The sequence below is a fragment of the Paenibacillus sp. DS2015 genome, from assembly GCF_050433705.1.
Lineage (GTDB): Bacteria > Bacillota > Bacilli > Paenibacillales > Paenibacillaceae > Paenibacillus_AQ.
In genome coordinates this window covers 16,675-37,352 of the sequence record NZ_JBNPWS010000044.1, presented here as the reverse complement: position 1 = coordinate 37,352, position 20,678 = coordinate 16,675, and the positions used below count along the sequence as shown (strand labels likewise).

18 protein-coding genes and 3 pseudogenes are annotated in these 20,678 nt (G+C 36.2%); 1 reads left to right on the top strand and 20 read right to left on the bottom strand.

All coding sequences use genetic code 11. The annotated features are described in order from the left end of the window. Positions 1 to 512 precede the first annotated feature (512 nt). The 9 genes and pseudogenes from J2T13_RS24465 to J2T13_RS24425 form a co-directional block, all read right to left on the bottom strand. Positions 513 to 641, bottom strand: a pseudogene (locus tag J2T13_RS24465) (PhzF family phenazine biosynthesis protein); the annotation flags it as partial. A gap of 105 nt (positions 642 to 746) precedes the next feature. Continuing rightward, positions 747 to 959: pseudogene (locus J2T13_RS24460) on the bottom strand (antibiotic biosynthesis monooxygenase family protein); the annotation flags it as partial. A gap of 234 nt (positions 960 to 1,193) precedes the next feature. Then, positions 1,194 to 2,165 (bottom strand): hypothetical protein, encoded by a 972-nt coding sequence (locus J2T13_RS24455; protein WP_429375128.1) that lies wholly within the window; start codon positions 2,163 to 2,165, stop codon positions 1,194 to 1,196. Positions 2,166 to 2,739: 574 nt separating this feature from the next. Beyond that, positions 2,740 to 3,365, bottom strand: a pseudogene (locus J2T13_RS24450) (IS3 family transposase); the annotation flags it as partial. Positions 3,366 to 3,500: 135 nt separating this feature from the next. After that, a complete protein-coding gene (locus J2T13_RS24445) occupies positions 3,501 to 3,749 on the bottom strand; it encodes a hypothetical protein (protein ID WP_429375126.1) in 249 nt (82 codons plus the stop codon). A 122-nt stretch (positions 3,750 to 3,871) separates the two neighbouring features. Beyond that, positions 3,872 to 4,057 (bottom strand): ketoacyl-synthetase C-terminal extension domain-containing protein, encoded by a 186-nt coding sequence (locus tag J2T13_RS24440; protein ID WP_429375129.1) that lies wholly within the window; start codon positions 4,055 to 4,057, stop codon positions 3,872 to 3,874. 1,625 nt (positions 4,058 to 5,682) lie between these two features. Continuing rightward, positions 5,683 to 5,898: a hypothetical protein gene (locus J2T13_RS24435; protein ID WP_429375124.1), complete on the bottom strand. Its 216-nt coding sequence runs from the start codon at positions 5,896 to 5,898 to the stop codon at positions 5,683 to 5,685. 846 nt (positions 5,899 to 6,744) lie between these two features. After that, positions 6,745 to 7,182: a GNAT family N-acetyltransferase gene (locus J2T13_RS24430; RefSeq protein WP_429375122.1), complete on the bottom strand. Its 438-nt coding sequence runs from the start codon at positions 7,180 to 7,182 to the stop codon at positions 6,745 to 6,747. Positions 7,183 to 7,767: 585 nt separating this feature from the next. Continuing rightward, positions 7,768 to 7,977 (bottom strand): hypothetical protein, encoded by a 210-nt coding sequence (locus J2T13_RS24425; protein WP_429375120.1) that lies wholly within the window; start codon positions 7,975 to 7,977, stop codon positions 7,768 to 7,770. Between the two features lie 345 nt (positions 7,978 to 8,322). Here J2T13_RS24425 and J2T13_RS24420 point away from each other — a divergent pair, with 345 nt between their 5' ends. Next, positions 8,323 to 8,520, top strand: a complete 198-nt coding sequence (locus J2T13_RS24420) for an IS3 family transposase (protein ID WP_429375118.1) — start codon at positions 8,323 to 8,325, stop codon at positions 8,518 to 8,520. A gap of 542 nt (positions 8,521 to 9,062) precedes the next feature. Here J2T13_RS24420 and J2T13_RS24415 read toward each other — a convergent pair. The 11 genes from J2T13_RS24415 to J2T13_RS24365 form a co-directional block, all read right to left on the bottom strand. Then, positions 9,063 to 9,395 (bottom strand): tRNA-binding protein, encoded by a 333-nt coding sequence (locus J2T13_RS24415; protein WP_429375117.1) that lies wholly within the window; start codon positions 9,393 to 9,395, stop codon positions 9,063 to 9,065. A 42-nt stretch (positions 9,396 to 9,437) separates the two neighbouring features. Then, positions 9,438 to 11,165 (bottom strand): ABC transporter ATP-binding protein, encoded by a 1,728-nt coding sequence (locus J2T13_RS24410; RefSeq protein WP_429375115.1) that lies wholly within the window; start codon positions 11,163 to 11,165, stop codon positions 9,438 to 9,440. Continuing rightward, the gene (locus tag J2T13_RS24405) at positions 11,162 to 12,880 is read right to left on the bottom strand and encodes an ABC transporter ATP-binding protein (protein WP_429375114.1); all 1,719 of its coding nucleotides are present in this window, start codon (positions 12,878 to 12,880) and stop codon (positions 11,162 to 11,164) included. Before J2T13_RS24405 ends, J2T13_RS24410 begins: the two co-directional genes overlap by 4 nt. Before the next feature lie 126 nt (positions 12,881 to 13,006). Beyond that, positions 13,007 to 13,780, bottom strand: a complete 774-nt coding sequence (locus tag J2T13_RS24400) for a class I SAM-dependent methyltransferase (RefSeq protein WP_429375112.1) — start codon at positions 13,778 to 13,780, stop codon at positions 13,007 to 13,009. Between the two features lie 45 nt (positions 13,781 to 13,825). After that, a complete protein-coding gene (locus tag J2T13_RS24395) occupies positions 13,826 to 15,091 on the bottom strand; it encodes an ATP-grasp domain-containing protein (protein WP_429375111.1) in 1,266 nt (421 codons plus the stop codon). Further along, on the bottom strand, positions 15,091 to 15,348 hold the full coding sequence (locus tag J2T13_RS24390) for a phosphopantetheine-binding protein (RefSeq protein WP_429375110.1): 258 nt from the start codon (positions 15,346 to 15,348) through the stop codon (positions 15,091 to 15,093). The genes J2T13_RS24395 and J2T13_RS24390 overlap by 1 nt, the downstream gene beginning before the upstream one ends. Before the next feature lie 15 nt (positions 15,349 to 15,363). After that, a complete protein-coding gene (locus J2T13_RS24385; RefSeq protein ID WP_429375108.1) occupies positions 15,364 to 15,612 on the bottom strand; it encodes an acyl carrier protein in 249 nt (82 codons plus the stop codon). 21 nt (positions 15,613 to 15,633) lie between these two features. Further along, complete coding sequence (locus tag J2T13_RS24380) at positions 15,634 to 17,181, bottom strand: amino acid adenylation domain-containing protein (protein WP_429375106.1); 1,548 nt, start codon at positions 17,179 to 17,181, stop codon at positions 15,634 to 15,636. 2 nt (positions 17,182 to 17,183) lie between these two features. Next, positions 17,184 to 18,176: a BtrH N-terminal domain-containing protein gene (locus J2T13_RS24375; RefSeq protein ID WP_429375104.1), complete on the bottom strand. Its 993-nt coding sequence runs from the start codon at positions 18,174 to 18,176 to the stop codon at positions 17,184 to 17,186. Positions 18,177 to 18,194: 18 nt separating this feature from the next. Continuing rightward, positions 18,195 to 19,376, bottom strand: coding sequence for an acyl-CoA dehydrogenase family protein (locus tag J2T13_RS24370; protein ID WP_429375102.1), 1,182 nt, complete (start codon positions 19,374 to 19,376; stop codon positions 18,195 to 18,197). Then, positions 19,363 to 20,670, bottom strand: coding sequence for a type III PLP-dependent enzyme (locus J2T13_RS24365; RefSeq protein ID WP_429375101.1), 1,308 nt, complete (start codon positions 20,668 to 20,670; stop codon positions 19,363 to 19,365). The genes J2T13_RS24370 and J2T13_RS24365 overlap by 14 nt, the downstream gene beginning before the upstream one ends. Positions 20,671 to 20,678: the final 8 nt, after the last annotated feature.

Sequence of the window (20,678 nt, the reverse complement as noted above, 5' to 3'; positions counted from 1 at the left end):
TCCTGGCTCTCTTTAATTCTAATGTCATTTCTAAAGGGATGAAATCCTGCGAATAGACGAGCTTGCGTGAGATAATCAAATCATACCGAGGGAGCATAATGACCTGTTCTAAGTTATGGTACGATTCACCGTACCATTTATAGAACGAAATCAAAAGGCACCTCAACAGGTGCCTTTTGACTGCCATGAATGTCTCGAGAGTTGCTTTTATTTCTTATTTACCCATTCTGTTTGCAAGCGCAACCGATTAGCTTTCACCGAAAATTTGGATTTTTGCCCTTCTGCCTGTCTCGGTGCTCCTGTCCATACGAAATAACGTCTCTTATTTAACTAACAGAGGAGTCAAATCACTGTCAATGAAATAATCCTTGTAGAGCACATCGCCGCTTTCCGGAAAATAAGGTACTTCAACTGCTTGCGAACCTGAGACGGAATCACTGAAAGTAAGAAGTCCCTCAGGGCCCTTTTCCAAAGCCACATCCGCAGCACTTATTGAAAAAGATAGCTTGTTTAATTTCTTTAGCGATTTGTTGCATCTCACGATCAGAAAGGCTTCCAGCATTTTTAAAAACAGCAAGTTGATTTCCTGTATATTTTCCTTGCGAAAAAACATCAACAATAGAATAGTTAATTGTACCCATAATAGACTCCTTATTTATTTAGACCCGAAAGATAGAACCGCGATATGAAAAAGTCGGATCATTGCACTGTCGTTTCCAGTAGTAAGATTAAATTCTCAGAAAGTATTATTGCGTACTCGAGAAATACTCCCGTTCAACATTGCAAATTTTCACGTTATAGTTTTGGTACCATTCTTGCATGCCTTTTTCCAGGGCAACTTTGTGGGCTTGATTGTTCTTCCAGTTACTTATAGCCTCCAGGCTATCCCATTAGGAAATCGTAATGCCAGAACCCGAAGAATCCCTTACACTTTCGATTCCTAAGAAACCAGGTTGCTGGGAAGGTCGCCATAACCGGATTAAAGAGTATTAATGCAGACACGATTTCACAAGAAATCACGGACGTTGTAAGAATGGGATTTTAGTCGAATAGAATTGTAAGCAGAATTAAGCTCAATGTTCTAGCACTAATCTTGGACTAAATAGTCCAGTATATTCGAGTATTTATCTAAATTTTGAATCTATGTAACCAAAGATTCTATCGTTACTGTTAACGCAAGGGGCACATCGAAATCACAACAATGATATGAAACGACCTAATAAATCTCGTTCTTCTTCTATAAGAACATCCAGCCTTGAACTGATTTTACTCAAAATCGTCCTATCATTCTTTATATCATACTTCATGATCAGCATTCTTAGCACAAAGAAATTTTTCTCCAGAGAAACAAAACGCTGCTGCAAATCATCCTGTACAGTTAAAATTCCTGTTTCTTTAAAGTAATTAATTCTAGAAACCATGTGTTTTTTATGCTCCCAAAAAGTATGTAGCGGACGTATATCGGAATTCCCTGTTTCAAGAAACTCTTTTTTATATAATTGATAGGTATCCATTCCAAAAACAGCATCTATTGGTCTATAATGCACAAAAGAGTTCGTTGAGTTAACGTAATCTAGTAAATACTTTTTTAGTAAAGGAAGATTTACTTCAAGGTCAGAATTCGTATATTCAATATCCGTAGTGGGGTCAAAAAAGCCAACACCAGCCCAAGGTGAATGTACAAATCCTTTCTCAAGGCTCTCAAAGTTAATTTCCATTTCCGTAAATTTGTTGGCTTGATTAAAACCAACTATTTTAAATTGTTGTAAGTCCTTATCATATCCATAAATTAAATTTTGATGAGGGTATGTTTTCTTTAAATAGTTTACTTTTGAAGGGATGTAATATTCATCTACTACAATTTCACAATAAACCCCCTGATCGATACAATCTATTATAAACTGAATCAAATTAAGCTTCGTCCTGAAAAAAAAGTCTCTCGTTAGCCAATTTTGATTAATACAAGGAAATCGAGCGTACTTCCCATCGTAAGAGAGAAAATCGAATTTTAGATCTATTTCTTTATCTCTGCTATATATCTGTGCATAATTATTATAAAACCATGTTTTCTTTTTCTCGTCTGTTAAAACAATACATAGTTGATGAGCTTGATGGAGATAACAAATTATTGGTGAAATCGTTATAGGTAAAGATTTTGAATTCAATTAAACTCCTCCATTCATAATGCGAGTAAATTTACTATCTCATAGGACCTAATTGGTTATCTTATTTGTTTTTTTTCTTTTCTGATATTAGATACATCCCCTATATTTACAAAATACTCCGCACTTCTTATCATTGGTGAGCAGTCGGTTAAATCTCCGCTCAAACCAATTTCAAATATAAAAGCCTTATGTTGCACATAAGGCTTAACTATTACTTCCCTTTGTCAAAAGTGACAGAACACAAATCGAATTATAATGTTGAACGGGAAGACCTCTTTTCTGTGAATTGTTGTGTGGTAACTCAATTCTACAAGAAAAGGTCCTCCTTTTTCTATTTATCTATTTATCTATTTATCTATTTACACATATAATATATTCCAAAAATCCCAATAAAGCAAATATTTAAATATATTAACCATTATTCTTATTTGTAAAATATAACAGGAATAATATTGTATTTATATATAACAATATTAGTTTCAATAGGAATTTGTTAGGTTTTAGTTGAAGAATACGGAATAAATAAGAGAAAAGATAGTCGAGTATGGTCATAGCCCCGCAAAGTAGACAGTAGTTAAGCGGCGATCGCTTCACGGTATTCTACCGGGGAGAGTCGCCTAATTTTTTCTGGAATCGCTCTTTATGGTAATATTCAATTTGTTCGGCAATGAGTCTCCGAGCACTTGCCTCGCTATCTGGCTTGTGTAAATAAAGCTTTTCCGCTTTAAGATGGGAAAAGAAAGACTCGATACAAGCGTTATCAAAGCAATTTCCTCGTCTCGAATAGCTTCCTTTAAGCGCATATTCTTCTAATAGACGGGCATACGTTTGCGTTGTGTATTGAAACCCTTGGTCGGAATGTAGAAGCGCTTCTGGTGCATCCAACTGCTTTACCGTGTCTAATACAAGTTGTAAATCATTGCGGTTGGATAGTTTCCAAGCTAGAGCTTCATTATTAAAGAGATCCAAAATTACAGAAAGATAGGAAAATCATGGCCAATTCACACATAAGTAGTATCTCATTTCCGTAAATTCACGATTGAGGACATTAGGAAAGATAACAGATGCTTTTCGACCAAAAAATGGTCGTTTCTTCCGGATCACGGAACATTTAGCTAGCTCTCTCATGAGTCGACGTACTTTTTTGCAATTCAGGGAAATCCCTTCCTTACCCAAAGCCGTCTGCATGCGTTTGTAGCCAAAATGTTTGTTGCAAAGTAGAAGTACTTAGTATTGCAGCAAAAGTAACTGGTTTTATATGGAGAGGTGGGTATGATAGGCTTGCTGGCTCGTCCTTTCGCAGTGAATCATGCCCATAGAGGCTCCATGTCAATCCTATGCATAAACCCTACTTGTTGCTGCATATTGACAAAAATTCATCGTTGCAATTCTCGGCACTTTTCGATTGCAAAAAACACCAAAATACGGTCGTAGTCGATGAATAGCTAAGAAATGCTCCTTTAGTTGTGAATCCTTTTCCCTGCGTGCTTTACGCGCTTCAATGGTCGATTTCCACTTACAGAATCCCGCCCTCGACACTTCAGCGATTGTGCATAACATAACGATAGGATAGTTCTGTTTCATTTTTTCGATGGTCCTGTACCTGGTTTGCTTATCGCAACCCGTTCGTTTTGCCGAAGGGATTAAGCATCTTCAAGTGAATGGTGAACCGCGGGTTATTGTTGAGATTGGTCCTGGAAATACCCTTACTTCATTTTGCAATACGATAAAAAATGCGGATAACACTGCTGGAAAAAGGGGGGGGTCTCAAGAATCACGTGGGCGTTGGTGCCTCCAAGGCCAAAAGAACTGACTCCGGCTGGCACGGATGGCTTGTCTGCAATATTATACAACTTGGTGTTTACAAAAAAGGATGAATCCTCCATGTGCATATCAGGGTGCGGCTTCTCAAAATTAATACTTGAAGGTATCACTTTGTGCTTGAGGGAAAGTGCCGTTTTGATCAAACCCAAGCTGTGGTATTTCATAATTAATTAGAAAAACGAGGCTCAGAACCCGCATAAATACATTACTCTTGTTCCATAAATAAATAGAATTTTTTAATCCTTGAAGAAAAAATGATTAATATTCCACAATTCGTTAGAAAAAAATTTTTGAGGCATTTTCAATGAATTGCATAATTATACAAGCCACCTTCGGAGATAACTGTTCGACTGAATTTTCGTTCCCCATTATCCATCCCAAATGATCTACAATACACCCGCCACATCATATAATCTTTGATTTGTAAATATAGCGGGGCACGGTAGCATCCTCTTTTCGGATGACGTTATGAACTTAAAATCCAAAGAATATGTATTTCCCGTTAACAAAGAAAAAAAAATCATTGAATCCTTGATGTCAGGAAATGTGGATAAGGCCCGCAGTTATTATCTCGATATCGTAGGAGAAATATCAGAATTATTCATTTACCATTGTTCAACTTGTCATATCTCATTTAGCACTTACCCTTAATAATATATTGCTAGTATTAAAAAAAACAATGCGATTCTAACGTTACCCGAATTCAATACAACGTTCTTACTACCAAATCAGGCTGTCTTATCATAGGTTTTCTATCCGAATCCCTTTAAAAATTAGTCCTATATTCCCAAGTCAATATGATGTGTTTGCAGTGTTCGTTGGTCATGGAATTATCCAAGCATATGTTTCGTATGCGGGTTGATTAGTCCTTCCTATATAATCTGTTATAGTGGGCGGAAGCCTTGGATTTACTGAATTTTTTGTTTTCATTTCCGTTCTGTTTGGGTGATTTAGGATAGTTGGTGTTACTTTTTAACACCAATTCAACACCAGTATTAATAGCAACGGTAGCATCAATAAGTTTGTGTAAGACGTTAGAAAAGAAATATCCATTGGATGTCTTTTTATCATTAGCAACCGGCTTGGTGTGACTTACAATGCACTTGAATAGTGTAATAAGTATTCGTCAGTTTCACTTAATACTATCGATACTTGATACATCACATTCGACTGTCCCAAAAAAAAGATAGTATTATTCTGGCTCAACCTCATAATCAGCGCTTGACACTTTCAGAGCGATTTTCTGAACATTTATTCGTTAGATGAGCCCTGTTTTATCCGTAATAATCTTGTCCATACTAAGCTCTTAATTAATCAAGCACTGGTTTCGGTTTTGAGCCCCCTAAGTTGTTCATTCTTTGAAATTAATGAGATTCCGAACCTATGATCTCAGCAATTGCACTTGTACAAAGTCACTGATGTTATGCCATATTTCACAAATTTTTGATCAACACTCCATCCACCTATGTAAAGGAACCTCTAGAGAATTGATATTTACGAGTAATTCTCTCCAAGTAGGTCCCCAACTTTCTAACATTCAAAAATTTGTGACAAGTCAAGAACATACTGCCACCCAAAATCCACTAATAATGTGAGTTTTCAAATACAAAGTCGGAATCATTGGTTTTAGATTTTAGTCTTACAGAGTCGTCTACACCAAGATTCTTTTTGATAAGCTTCTGTATTCATTTTTTTAGTTTTTGTATTCACTTAATAATGTTAGATTAACCATAGACATGGCGAATGACATTCCTGTAAATAATTCACCTAAACTATAATTTGGAAAAACTTCCAGACAGCTACCACACATCAGCCATTGAGACACTTCATATTGCAGCGGTAAATTAGCGGTTCTAAATTTTGCGGAATCTTCTAACCATAACTTCATCTCTTTCATAACTTCAAACATTTGAATTCGGTCAACTACCAAATCGCATATTACAGGAATTTACTTAGGGCATGAATTATTATTTGATTGTTTTCTTTCACCAAGTCATCGCAAAATAACTGGCAGGACAATACCGGCTTGTCATTAACCACCATTACACATGCTCGGCATAGTCTTTTGTTCACAACTGCAGTCCCAAAGGATGAGCCTTTCTCCTTCATCCTTTTTTATCATTTCACTATTAATTTTATCGAGTAGGAGGGGGAGATTAGCCCCCGACCTCTCACACCACCGTACGTATCGTTGGGGATATTCATGAAATATTCCGTAAGGTGTTGTATCTGTCTATCCCTTAGATATCCAATATTGGTTATCTAGTGATCTGTGAAGAATTGGACTTCAAGCTAACGAGTAAGTTTCCTCTAACCTGTCAAGATGATCAATGAATCTCTGTTGGTTACCTGAAGTACTGATGACAAAAAAATCTAAATCAGAGTATTCATCTATTCAATCAGTCTCAATGCTGACAAACCCAAGTCCTAGTAATTCCAAGGCTTTGCCTTTGTGGTGTTCAAGCACTTTTTCCTATTTCATCAAACCGTTGCAGCAACATCGTTGTTCTCGTCATCGATATTCCCTCCTTTATAAGGCTACCACAACCTCTTTGCATTTCCTTTATATTACAGTCAACATAACACAGTACAATTATGGTCGCAAGAACAAATCATTCGAGCTTGGACATTTCAGTCATGAGCAATCTTGCTCTCCAGTATCACATTTGAGATCATTGTTGGCGAACCTCATATTTTGTGGCAGAACCGGCCATTACAATCTGTGTACGCGGTTGTTTTTCAAGATGCGATCGATTTAAGGTGAAGTATTAAAATCTTTTTGAAAGTGATGGCAACTTATAAACAATTTCTGATTAAGATATAATCGATGGGCATCAAACCTATGAACACCGGAATCTAAATGCACTCCATTACAATTATTAGTAATTGCCTCTGACTCTAACCAGTCGAATAAAAGCCTTGCGTACCCTTTAGCTCGACTGTGAGGTTCGGTTATTAAATCATCTACATAAAGATATCTACTCCACGCCAAAGATTCAGTTATTCTATAACCTGCAACTGATCTTACATGGTCTCTTTCACTAACTGCAACTAGGTTATAACAATACTTAGTTTGAAGTCCTCTTATTGTATCGCAATAAATATCTTTTGAAAGGCCAGTGCGTAATTGTTTCATTAATGGAAAAGTACCTAGAATATCCAAATCAGTTTTCATAATTCTTATTTCAACCATAATACCCCTCCGTTATTTGGAATAACAATTCAAGGAAACTGTGTATTAAAAAAGAATGCATAATATATAACATGGCTTTCTAAATATGTATTTTTACACAAAGTGCAGACAAAAAACAGCAAAACAATCGAAGATTCAACCTGCGAGTGTGCCCTAAGGTTATAAAAAACTAAAGAACCACACCATTCTGTATAATTGTCCCATAGGACGAGACACGGGAGACTGGTTAATAAGTTATAATGAAGCCTATGGAAAAACGAAATCGATATACCTCAGAATTTAAGATATTGGGTTTACTGAAGGTCCTCCGTGAGGACAGACCGTTAACGAGATTACTGCTAAATATGATCTTAGTCCTGTTATGCTTAGCCTGTGGAAAACTGAATTTCTAGAACGTGCATCGACGGTGTTTGAAAAGAAGTACAATGATGCCGATAAAATAAGAAAAGAGTAAGTAAGAACATCTGGAGAAGCTGGTCTGCCAACTCACCCTTGAGGCCGACTGGCTCAAAAAAATCTGGTCATAAATGAACCACTAGAAAGCCGAAATGCAATGATCGAGGGAAAACAGCGCTACCATATCAATTAAACGTCAGGCAGAACTACTAAGCGTGAATAGGACAAGCGTGTACCGCCAGCGAAGAAAATGTACAGATCATGCATCGCATTGATGAAATCTATACGAACCACCCATACTTCGGCTATCTTCGTATGACGAATTTTCTTCGGGATCAGCTTCGATGTTAATCGTAAGCGCGTCAGACGACTAATGAGACTTATGGATTTTGAAACCATTTATCCAAAACCTAGCTTAAGCATGCCCCCTCATTCCAAGTATACACGTCCTTATCTTCTACGAAGGTTTGTGATAGACGGTCCAAATCAAGTCTGGGGAATCAATATTACGTATCTTCGCATGGGTAAAGGATTCATGTATCTCATCAACATCATTCTACTGGTAGAGTCGTAAAGTCATCGATTATAAGCTGTCCAGTACACTTGAGATTGAGGAAAGGCTTTGTACTTAAAGTGCACCAAGCGGGCATTCAGCAGCTGTAAACCAGAAATTGTGAATAGTGATCAAGGCTCACATTTCACTAATGTTTCTTACTTAGAGTCGCTTGAAAAAGGGTTATCCCGGTGTCGATAGACGGTAACGGACGAGCAACGGACAACCCCATTACAAAGCGCTATTTCAGGTCTTTCAAATATGAATGCACCTACTTTAATGAGTTTGAGACTCCTCGCGAGCTGCGCAAAGAGATAGATCGTTATGTCCAATTTTTCAATGAAAAACGGCTCATCAGTCCCTTAATGATGCAAAACCTAACCAATTAAATTCTACGCTCACTTGATAAAACAGATCGCATCCTAAAGTACTAAATTTCATAAGAAGGAGGATAAGCTTATTCCTCACAAATTCGATCTTGACAACGGGGAGCATTACACTATCTCTAAGAGTACAATTACACTCACCATAAGAGAAGTGAGAAAATAAAGCAATAATTGTACCGAGCAATCAACGCCGATTTCATAAACCCAAGTTATAACATGACATATCAACTGAGAATTACTAGTGTAGAGTCTGGACAAAAATTTGTTTGTGTTCCCATTTCCTCATACGATCATATATTTTATATTATTGAATGGATAATAGAATTTCTTTTACAGGCCAAACCTCGAAAATCAATCTCTGGTCTGTATTACTACATCACTACAGACCATAGTGCAAGATTAATTTACCAAAGCAGTATTTGATCTACTAAAGACCGTCGCATGAGTTGTTGAGAAACTCCTATGGATTGTTTGTTTTGATTCGTTCCAGTGTGACCAAACAAAATAAGAAGATTTAACATTAATTAATTCTCTAATACATAGCATTAACCTATAGAAACACCATTTTGTACAGTTGTATCACATTTCAACAAAAAAACATTGCCTTCTTCCGGTATTGCCCCTAATACAAGTACTTCTGATTTAAATCCAGCGATTTTTCGTGGAGGAAGATTAACCACACATATGACTTGCCGTCCTATTAGGCATTCCGGCAAATATATTTTAGTGATCTGTGCACTAGAATGTTTTATCCCCAGCTCCAGCCCTAAATCTATCGACAATTTGTAAGCTGGTTTTTTAGCCTTTAATAATGACTCAGCAGAAAGTATTGTTCCCACACGAATATCTAGCTTTGAAAAATCCTCAAATTCAGCCATTTTTATGTTCTCCCTTAAGACAATATAGTTATAATCGAATTATTAAGCCTGCAAGTATTCTTGACTTTGTAACAGATGGTAATATTCTCCTTTTTTTTCCAACAATTCTTTATGACTACCTTTTTCTAAAATTCCACCCTCCTTCATAACGAAGATTATATCTGAATTCACAATTGTAGAAAGCCTGTGGGCAATTACAATTGTTGTTTTACCCTTTCTTAAAATATCCAGGTTTCTTTGAATTTTTCTTTCTAATTCCAAATCCAGTGCGGAAGTAGCTTCATCAAGAATTAAGATATCCGAATCATGTAAAAGAGATCTCGCGATCGCTAATCGCTGCCTTTGCCCCCCTGAAAGAGAATATCCCCTTTCACCTAAAATAGTATCAAAACCTTCTGGCAAATCTTCAATTAGTTCTTTTAGATATACTAAATTACATACCTTATCAAGTTGCTCTTCTGTTGCTTCCCTACCGAATAATATATTATTACGAATAGTATCCGGAAAAATATAAGGATCTTGCGAACAAATAGAAACTCTACTAAACAATTCACACGTAGAATAATTGGTTATCGGTATTTCATTTAGTAAAATCTCCCCTCTATGCGGAATGCAGTATAGGGATAGTAATTTGGCAACAGTTGATTTACCGCTCCCACTGGATCCAGTTATTGCAATTTTTTTCCCTATTGAAAAGTTTATAAAAAGGTTATTAATAAACTGACTTCTACTATTACTTCCTTCATATGAAAAAGATATGTTTTTCATGGACAGACTTTTTATCTCGTTAAGTTCCATATTGCCTTCATTGATGCTTTCTTCCTTAAACACTTCGTTCAGACGATTAGTATAAACAGATGCTTTCTTCATTTCTAGTAACATATCAAACATACCTTGTATTCCATTTGCTAAAATTGCTGTAAATTGATAAAGCGTAATCCAAGTTCCCAATGTCATTTCAGATTTTAATACTTTATTGCCACCCCATAGTAATACAAGCAATATGGGGCCCCATTTCAGCGGATGAGTTATTATGTTGGAGTACATTTTAATTTTATTATCTCTTAAAACATACCTAACGAGATTTTCATAAAGACTATTTAATCTTTTCTTCTCCCAATCCAGCCTGTTAAACGATATCACTTCTCTTGTAGAAGAAATTGCTTCTTCGAGATGTACTGATAAGTCGGCCTTCTGTTTTTGAACATCCGACTGTGCATTTTTTGCCATTTTCCCAAAAAAACTCATCAGTATCACATAACCAATACTAATAAATAGGATCGCAAAGAACATCCATTTATCAATCCAACCAAAATATAAACACAACAGAATTACAATTGCAGTTTGCTTGAATAGCTCGGGAATATTAAATGTATAAAAATCTTTAATATGATTTATATCTGAAGTGAAATAATGAGTCCATTTCCCTATTCTTTTTTCTTGAAATCTAAGAACGGGCAGTTTTTGAATATAACTTAATAATTCACTAGTTAATACACGTTGAATGTCGAGGGCGATCTTATAAGCCAAGCGTGAAGTCAAAAAGAATATGAGTGGAGGAGTAACAAGAGAAAATCCTAGTATCAGCATATAAGGGACGATCAAGCTTTTGTCTCCACCTACAAAAATATCATCAATAATCCATCGCTGTATATCAATACTAAAAATCAATAGACTCGCATCAATAAATACTAAAAATAACAAAAGGACAAAACCCTTTAATATATTTTGGTTGTTAGCCTTGACTATGTGTAAGACTCTGCTTTTCATGAGGCTTCCCCTTTCGGCCCAAGAACAATCTCTTTAAACTTGTCGGATCTCTTCATTAGATCATTGAAGCAGCCAGAGTCAACGATTTTGCCATTTTCAATTATATATAGACAATCATAATCCTTAACTGTTGATAAACGATGAGCTACTGTAACTGTAGTTCTTCCATCCAAAAGTTTTTTAAATGCCATATCAACTTCAACTTCACTTATGGAATCCAGAGCAGATGTCGCCTCATCAAGTAAAATGATTGAAGGCCTTTTAAGGAAGACACGAGCAATCGCTATTCTTTGCTTTTGTCCACCGGAGAGATTGAACCCTCGTTCTCCAACAACAGTTTGATAGCCATTAGGGAGACTCATTATAAAGTCATGAGCATAAGCGGCCTTCGCTGCTTCAATGACCTCACTCTCAGTTGCATGTGGATTACCAAATAAGATATTCTCGTAAATTGTACTGGAACCAAACAAATAAATCTCTTGATTGACTACCCCGATTTGATTTCTAATTTCCTCAAAAGATATTTGTTGAATTGGAATACCATTAATTCGAATTTCACCTTCTGAAACATCATAATTTCTTGTTAACAATTTAAGAATAGTTGATTTACCTCCACCACTCATACCTACAAATGCAACTTTTTCTCCAGGTTTTATAGTTAAGTTAATCTTTTCAAGTACAACTGGTTTATTTTTATAACTAAAGCTCACATTAATAAGCTCAATTGTCCCCTTAGAATCTGGCATTGAAATTTGATTTTTCATTTCTTCTACTTCTGGTATTATATTCATAAAATTATTTAGGCGAGCAGAATGGTTAAGACTAATCTCCTGATCCCATAAATTTCTGACCACTATGGAATAACTATTCATAAAAACAACATAGTATAAAACGATTGTAATAATTTCACCATAATCCATAATTCCATTAATCACCATCACTGTCCCATATATGAAGACAAACATTTTGCCTAAATTAATAATTATCCAACGATATAAAAATCGAAGATGACGGTACAAATGTGCTTTAAACGAAATTTCTACAAACTCGTTTGTTCTCTCTTGAATCTCTCGAAGGCTCCATTCCACAGAACCATATGAGCGTAATTCCGGGATAGCTGAAACTGCATCATATATCTTTCTTTCTAATGTAATTTTGTTATTCGTTTCCATTTCAGTCCAAAAAATTGATTTTTGACCAAAATGTTTACTAAGAAAATGGTTCACAATCATCGCAATAATCATGATACTGGCAAAGTAAATATTAAAAAACATTATGTATAAAAACACGACCAGCATATTTGAAAACTGCAACATAAACTGAGGTAAATGCTTTCTATATAATTCAGTAGCTGAATCTACACTCGACTGTATTATAGAAAGTGTTTCTCCTGATTGATTATTCTCGTAATATGCCACGCCTAAGTCTCTCATTTTAGATAATAATTTTTTTTGTAGTTTAATGGATACCCTTTCTTGTAACTTACATGACAATCGATCATAAATCGACTTGAAAACGACCATTAAAACAACAGGAACAATAAAAATAGCACAAAAATTATAAAATTTAACCATGTCCTTGGTAGTGAATATATCATCAATAAAAATGCGCATTAGATAAGGAATAGCCAACTCACATAACATAAAGAGAACCATAAAACATAAAATAAAAAACAATCTAATCGGATAACTACGGTAAAACGATAATATCCACATATACGTTTTTACATAATCTCTTTTAAATTTCAGAAAGTTACGGATCCTTTGAAAAAACAAATTGAATCTCAATATAAGAATCTCTCCTTGCTTCATTATTTATTCACTACAAGAACTTGTGATTCGCTAATTAATGATGTCGCTAAAAATACTTTCACCCTGATAGTTATCATGACCGGATTTTTGGTAAACAAACGCATGTAATTGACCTTGGAGTTTCGGGAACTGCGATGCGCAATAGCGTTGAACCTCCTGTAACTTTGTGAATCCGTCCTCTAGCTCCAATTGAAGCAATTGCTCATCTGAAAATGGAATTAATGAATATTCTTGAATCGGTATTAACCCATGAATTAGAAGCATTTCTCTTAAGCTTTCAGGTGTTTGGCTATTTTTTTTCAAAAGTGCTCTTTCTTGCCGTGTATAGAAAGATAAATAACTTGTCATCGAAAAATTTGGGTTCCATGAAGTAAATACAAACATACCGTTTTTCTTTAAAACTCTTTGTACTTCACGAAATAAGTCCTTTTTCTCCTCTTCAGTAAGGTGACAAACCGTCCCCATCATGCATGTTACTAAATCGAACGAGTTAGCTTCGAATTCCAGGCTGGTACCATTCATTTTTAACAATTTTATTTTGTCAGTTAGACCTGCCATATTTACATTTTTATGAGAAAGTTCTAGTGAGTCATCAATAATATCGATTCCAATGACTTCATGACCTTTGGTAGCAAAGAAAATCGGGTATCTTGCTGTTGCTGTACCAATATCCAATATGAGTGATTTATGCTGAAGATTTACAGAAATACCCTCCATCATCTTCAGCTCTATGTTCTTTTTTGCTTCATCAATAACCGGCAGCTCCATGTATTGCAGGTACTTTTGAATATCATAAGTTATCATTTATGGTCATTCCTCCAACAAAATAGTTTTTTTCTTGCTCTTGGCTCATCTTTTATCAAAAGAGATTGAATTTACACTCCGTGATAATGATATTGAACTTATAATCTCTTCGTACTGATTACTATAAAATAATACATATAATCGATAAATGGTTTTTACACCTGTATTTGATTTTGCAAAAGTATAAATTGTGAATTTGCGATGCTGTAACCTTGTCGACAGCCATTCATGAACGTAATCAAAATCATAATCATTTAGACTTTCGAATCTGAAGAAGCTGCTTTCAACCCATTTAAAAGAAGTTTTAAATTTCGTTACAAGTCCTAGCAAATAAGTAACTTGAGTAAATCTCGCATTAATCTCAATAATAGGAATTAATCCTTTGCTTTCATTCGTAAGTATCGAATCAACCCCTAGTATCCCCCTATAACCAAGTGTCTGTAAGATCTTTGCAAGCTTACTCATATTATCTAGGTACTTTTCTGTGACCTCTACACTTACGTCAGGTGTATACAAGGTACCTAAATAAACTCCATCTGAATTGACCCTTTGCTCCGTAATCCCAAGAATCGAATAATCTTCATCACCTATCCATATTTGTGCATTTAGGGAATTGCACCAAGGATGCCATGCTTCCAGTAAGACCTCAAAACTTTCTACTCTTTTTTGAATATACAAGAACGCACTCTCAAACTGCGTACGATTATGGAATACTCGAATACCTTTACCAGAAGATCCGTACGGAATTTTTAATATGCTTTTTTCATAACCACTACTTACAATCAAATCATAGGTGTGTTTCAAATCGTTAATGTTGTTGCATACTTTTCCGTAAGGAACTTCAAAGTTATTTTCCAGCGCCAGCTGACGTACAAACAATTTATCATTAAGACATTTCACCAACTCAAACTGAGCACCGAAAAGCTCTATCTCCCTCATCTTACATTCGCCAGCAATTTCTTCAGTCATGATAAAAGGAACAAATAACGGCCTAAGGGAGTTAGAAACTAACTCCCAATGAAAGGGCTCCTTCAGATCTATCTCAATGATTTGGGGTAAAAACCCCTTTAATTTCTGTAAATACGATAGAAAAGCAGGGTCTGGAGAATGGCGTAAAATCACTGTATCTTCCTCTTCCGATAATATTAGCAACTGCTGCTCTTGCTGAACCATCAGTACATTTTGTTCTTCATTGGTAAAGGAAGGAATAGCTTTGCTAGTATTCCAAGATTGCTCTTGATTGATGTTGTAGAACCAAAAGATTTTGTGTTCCTTGCGAAGTGTCCTAAAAATATATTTGATATGGTCCATCAGTTATTCACTTTCTCATTTACCAACTGCGCAATCTTCTCAATGGATGAAAAATTTTGCATCAAGAGTTCCTCATCTTCAAATGCAATATCAAACAGCATTTCCAGTTCTACAACTAAGGAAATAGACTTTAAGGAATCCAATCCAAGAATGGATAAATCTTCTTTGTAACCGATCTCTTGATTTTCACTAATTTCCAAAATCTCTTTTACCTTTAATTCAATTCTTTTTTCTATTGTTAATGAAAAAACGGTCATATTAACGCGCTCCTTTTAATTTTTATAAATTGGAAGTACTGCTTCTACAATAGAAGCTGGTGATTTAAATACATCAGGGGTTAATAAATCTGGTGGAATAGTAAACTCAAGTTGTGCCTCGATTGAGGAAACCAGCATAAACAAAGACATCGAATCAAAAGTAGGAATATCAATAAATTGTACATTGGAATCAATAAAATCTTTCGTATTCAAAACTTCTTTAACAGAATTTAAAACAGTCTCAAGCAGCTCTTCATAGGACAATCATATCCCCCTCCTAAAATTTCATGAACTCATGTATTGCAAGGATAGCTCTCTTAAGGGTACCCTTGATATTTTTCCTGTCGTGGTCTTGGGCAATTGTTCATGAACTATGATTCTCCATGGAATCATGTAACTGGGCATGTTTAACTGACAAAACTTTTGTATATCACTGATCTCTACCGATGTGTCTCTTAAAATGATGTGAGCAATGAGCAGATGAGTATAGTCCCTATGAGGAACAGCTACGACAGCAGCTTCGACCACTTCATTATGATTTAAGAGAATGGATTCCACTTCCCCTAGCTCAACCCTAAAACCTCTGGTCTTCACTAGAAAGTCTCTTCTACCAACATAATGCAAATTATGATCTGAATCTCGCCAGCCATAATCTCCCGTATTGTAACAATGATAGGTAATCCCCTGATGCACGATTAATTTCTGGAAATTTTCATTGTGACTTGGCAGATTTAAATAGCCTGCTGATACAGAGGGACCGGAGACCCAGATTTGACCTTCCTTATCTGATTGTTCTATAAGCTCACTATGGTCATCTACCAAAAAGACCGCAGCCCCCACAACAGAACTTCCGATTGGAATATCAGCTTTACTAAGATCCTCAGCATCTACTTCGTGAACTGTAATAATGTTGGTTTCGACGGGGCCATACATATTAAAGATACGAGCAGCAGGAGCAATTAACTTTATATTGGCAAGCATCTCTGGAGGAAATGCTTCTCCTGCATATAGAATGTACTTCAGATCCGGTAGACTATTGTTCGATGCCGTGCTTCGTTTAATCAATGAAATATAAGCAGTAGGTACTGTATACGTTAGAGTAATACGATTATGTTTTAGAAAGCGAAACATTGCTTCTGGCATAAACACAGTAGATTCATCCACCGGATAAATGGTAGCGCCCTTTCCTAAGCCCACAAAAATATCCAAGACACATAAATCAAAATGCAGTGGTGAGATGATTGCGATCTTATCATCTTCCGTTAGTGGGAAATAATCCATCCCCCAGTTCACAAAAGTACTAGCATTTTTATGAGATATCATTACACCCTTGGGTTTTCCTGTAGATCCTGAGGTATATAAAATATACGCTAGATCATCCTGTTCTATCAAAACTGGTATGACCATTTCTTTTCTTTCTTCATCTAATATAGGAATAAAATCATCTAAAAGGACTTCCTCAACTTGTAATCCAGGGCTGGATTCCAACGAAGGATTACTCCATATTTTCTTGGTTTGTTGATCCAAAAAAACAATTTTAGAATGACTATCCTCAACGATGAACCTTGCTCGTTCGATCGGTGAGCGGGGATCTATTGGAATATACGTGATACCCGACAACAAACAGGCAAACATCAATTCTATAAAGCGATCTGACTTATGCATATGTATACAAATTCTTGATTTTGGTGGAAGATGTGCTGCTAGCTTTTTTGCAAGCTGAATACATCTGTTATAGAATTCATCATATGATAATTGTCTGTCGCCCATAGAAATAGCAATTTTCGATGGATTTTTGGAAACTTGCAGTAAAAAATGTTGATAGATAAGCATCTTTATCCTCCCTTTACGTTTAATATGGAGGCTAGATTTTGTGCAAAATCAATTTCAGCAGGAGCAATTCTTTCTTCCAAAATTCTAAAACACGTCTCAGGAACCTGCTCTAATGTATCAATTTTTTGAGATAGGATAAAAGAATATTCACTAACCTGGCGCCATGGTAAAACAATATTTTTATTAAATTTCTTAATAAGATCATCAGAGATTAGATTATTGTCTAGTTTAGACAACCATTTATAATGGTTTGCTCTTGCCCTAGCTGATAACCAGCAAGAGAGAACAAATTTTTGTGCTTCTTCATGATCCAGAAATTTTTCCCGATAATAATTCGAAAATTGGTGTATTGTATTTTCTTTCATGACTTTTTGCAGAATTAGCTTTTGATTCGTATTCAATATGTGGATATAACTTATTGGATCAGGATCATTTTCTTTTAACAAGTAATAGTAACTTCTATATTCAGGTGTTCGTAAATATTCAATAGCCCTGACCAATGCTTCGATTGGAACCTCAACAATCTGTGGGGATATATCTCCCCATGGTGTTCGATTTTGAAAAGCATCTATAATTGTTACGGTATCCTTCTGTAAATCAATACCAGAAATAATACATGTGTGTTCATGGTGTTCTTTTTCATAGTAGGCTAGCCATGGCATATAATAGGTATCCCCAAATACGATAAGTGGTCTTTCAAGCTTCAGGAGCTCATAAATCGTTTCTCTGTAAGATTTTGAATAAAAGATATTTCGTGTGAAATTGTACCCTGTATATCGTAATAATCTATCGGATAAGCTCATAAAATCTAGGGAAGGTACATCATAGTTTTGCTCAATCGAAAAATCAAAATACCATGAAGAGGCAAAAATATCATTCGCATCCTCAATCCCTTTATTTTGTAGTAATACGGCTATGTTATCGCATACACAATCTAGATAATTTGTATCAACTCCTCCTAATCCAATATCTAAATCAATTTTACTTAATAACATGATTGATCCCTCCAATGATTAGACCCAACGATTCCTCATAGGTAAAATACCTAGAACTTTTTTACCTATTGCTTCCTTCAATATATCTTCAGAAGGCGGATGAAATGTTGCCGCACGGACGTCACGATACAGCCTCTCTAAGAGATGACCCTCTCGCATCGACTCCATTCCCAAAATTTGCATACAAGACCACACGATTTCATTTACTTCCTTGGTTATAAACTGTTTGCTAATGAGGGTTTTCAAGTATAACTCTTCCTCTACTTCTCTATGGCTAGAAAGCCCATCCAACATTTGAGCACAGTGGATTAAGTGAGATTGACAGACGTCCAGCTTAATTTTCAATTCGGCTATCGTAAACTGAACTCCCGGCAAAAAAGAAATTGGTTTGTTAGAGATCGGGTCTCTTTTCTCATGAACGGCTTTAACAATATAGTCAAATGCTGCTTGAGCAATCCCTAGATATACAGATATAAATGCTACCCTAAACCAATAAATAAGATCCTGCGTATCCTCAATTCCGTATCCTTCACGTCCAATCAAACAGTTATCAGGAATAAAAACATTTTTGAACTCAACTAAATTACTCGCCGTACACCGCATAGCATTTAAATTCCAGGTGGAGTTGATTTTAATGCCTTCGCAATCAATTTTGCTTAGCAGTGCTGTAATACCGTATGAATATCGACTACTGTTTGTGGTTACGCAATAGATTGGTAAATATGTAATTACCGGGCTACCCGAGACGTAGTTTTTAACACCATTTACAACGAAACCACCATCCACTCGCTCTGATTTTAAACGGGTCGTAGCTCTGATTTGCTCACGGTCTTGTACCAGTAATACATTAGGATTACTAATCGAAGCAAAGAATTTTCCATTCTGTGATACATCCGGGAATACTTGATCCTTCAGTTCATCCGAAAAAATGCTCTTAAATCCTCCCAATGAATAATAATGCATGGCTAGCGCTAGGCTTGTTGGACCGCAACCCGTTGCTAGTGTGGTTAACATTCCTGACAAACCCTCGCAATTCAAATTCATCCCATTATATTTCTCAGGCAGAATGATGGCATGCAATTGATTTTCAACAATAAGACGATAATTAGCGAATGGGAATTCTCCACTTCGATCATACTCAGCGGAACGTTCAGCAAAGACTTGCTTTACTCGATTCACCGTATCTTTAACATCTTGCATGGCCTAAACTCCCCTCTAGAAGTGGCTCAAATTTAATATTCTGATGTAGCAGCAAATCACTCTCTGAACCTTTATTTCTTATCACATTCAGCTGATCTCCCACCATTAGAAGTTCCATGGGAGTCGGATGGCCAAGAAAATGGATTGGACTGAAGGATAATCCGTAGGCACCCGAATTGAACCATACCACCCAATCTCCGGGTTCTGCTATTGGGACTTCTACTTTTCTTGCCAAACAATCTTCGGGTGTACACAAAACACCTGTTACATTAACAGTTTCACTTATTGTTTGGTGTGAGCTGTCCGAAGGAGCATTCCGTCTAATCACCTTCATCGGGAAGTTGCCTTTCATGGCTCTACCTCTAAAGGTAGCAGCTGCATGATGATGCATACCGCCATTCGTAATAAGGAACGTCTCTCCCTTGGACTCTTTTTTATACAGTATCTTCGCAGCATAAATGCCAGAAGCGGCTAATAGATATCTCCCGCTCTCGATTACGAAGTTAGTATCAGGAAAATCGATTAGATATTTATCCAGCATATGATTCAATGCTATAAGAACGCCTTCCATATCCAGTGGTTTTTCGTGGGTGAAATAAGGAACCCCGAATCCACCTCCTAAGTCAACCATTCGGACTGGCATTTTGTATTTGTCGATGATTGTGCGTGCCAAATTCAAAGTGTAGTTAAACATATCGATAAGGACATCTTTTTGAAGTATTTGAGTTCCCATGTACACATGTATGCCCATAAAATCCAAACTTGGCAACGTGCTAACATTGGCAAAAAACGCTTCAAGTTGACTTTCATCAACACCAAATTGCCTTGGTCCCCCACCCATACTAATCGCCGTTTTTCCACCATTGATATCCGGATTCACCCTGACGGCATAAGCTGCATTCTTTCCTAACTCCATTGCAACACCCGATAGTATTCTAGCTTCCTCCAACGACTCAACTATAACGCATCGGATTCCAGTGTTTACCGCCACCTTTAAATCATCCTGTGTCTTCCCTGGACCTGAATATATAATTCTATTCATTGGAAAGCCTGATTTTATGGCTAGGTGTAATTCTCCGGCAGATGCAATTTCAATCCCGCTTCCCATTTGACAGAAAAGGTTGGTCAGATAAACATTATTGTTGGATTTCAAGGACAAATAAACGTCAACTGATGGGTGCAGCAATTGTGTAATTCCCTTATATGTATTGATTAGAATTTCTTGATCGTATAAGTAAAACGGGGTTGGATGTTTGATTAGTGCCACTTTTATTTTCTCATCAGACCAGATCATAGAACCTC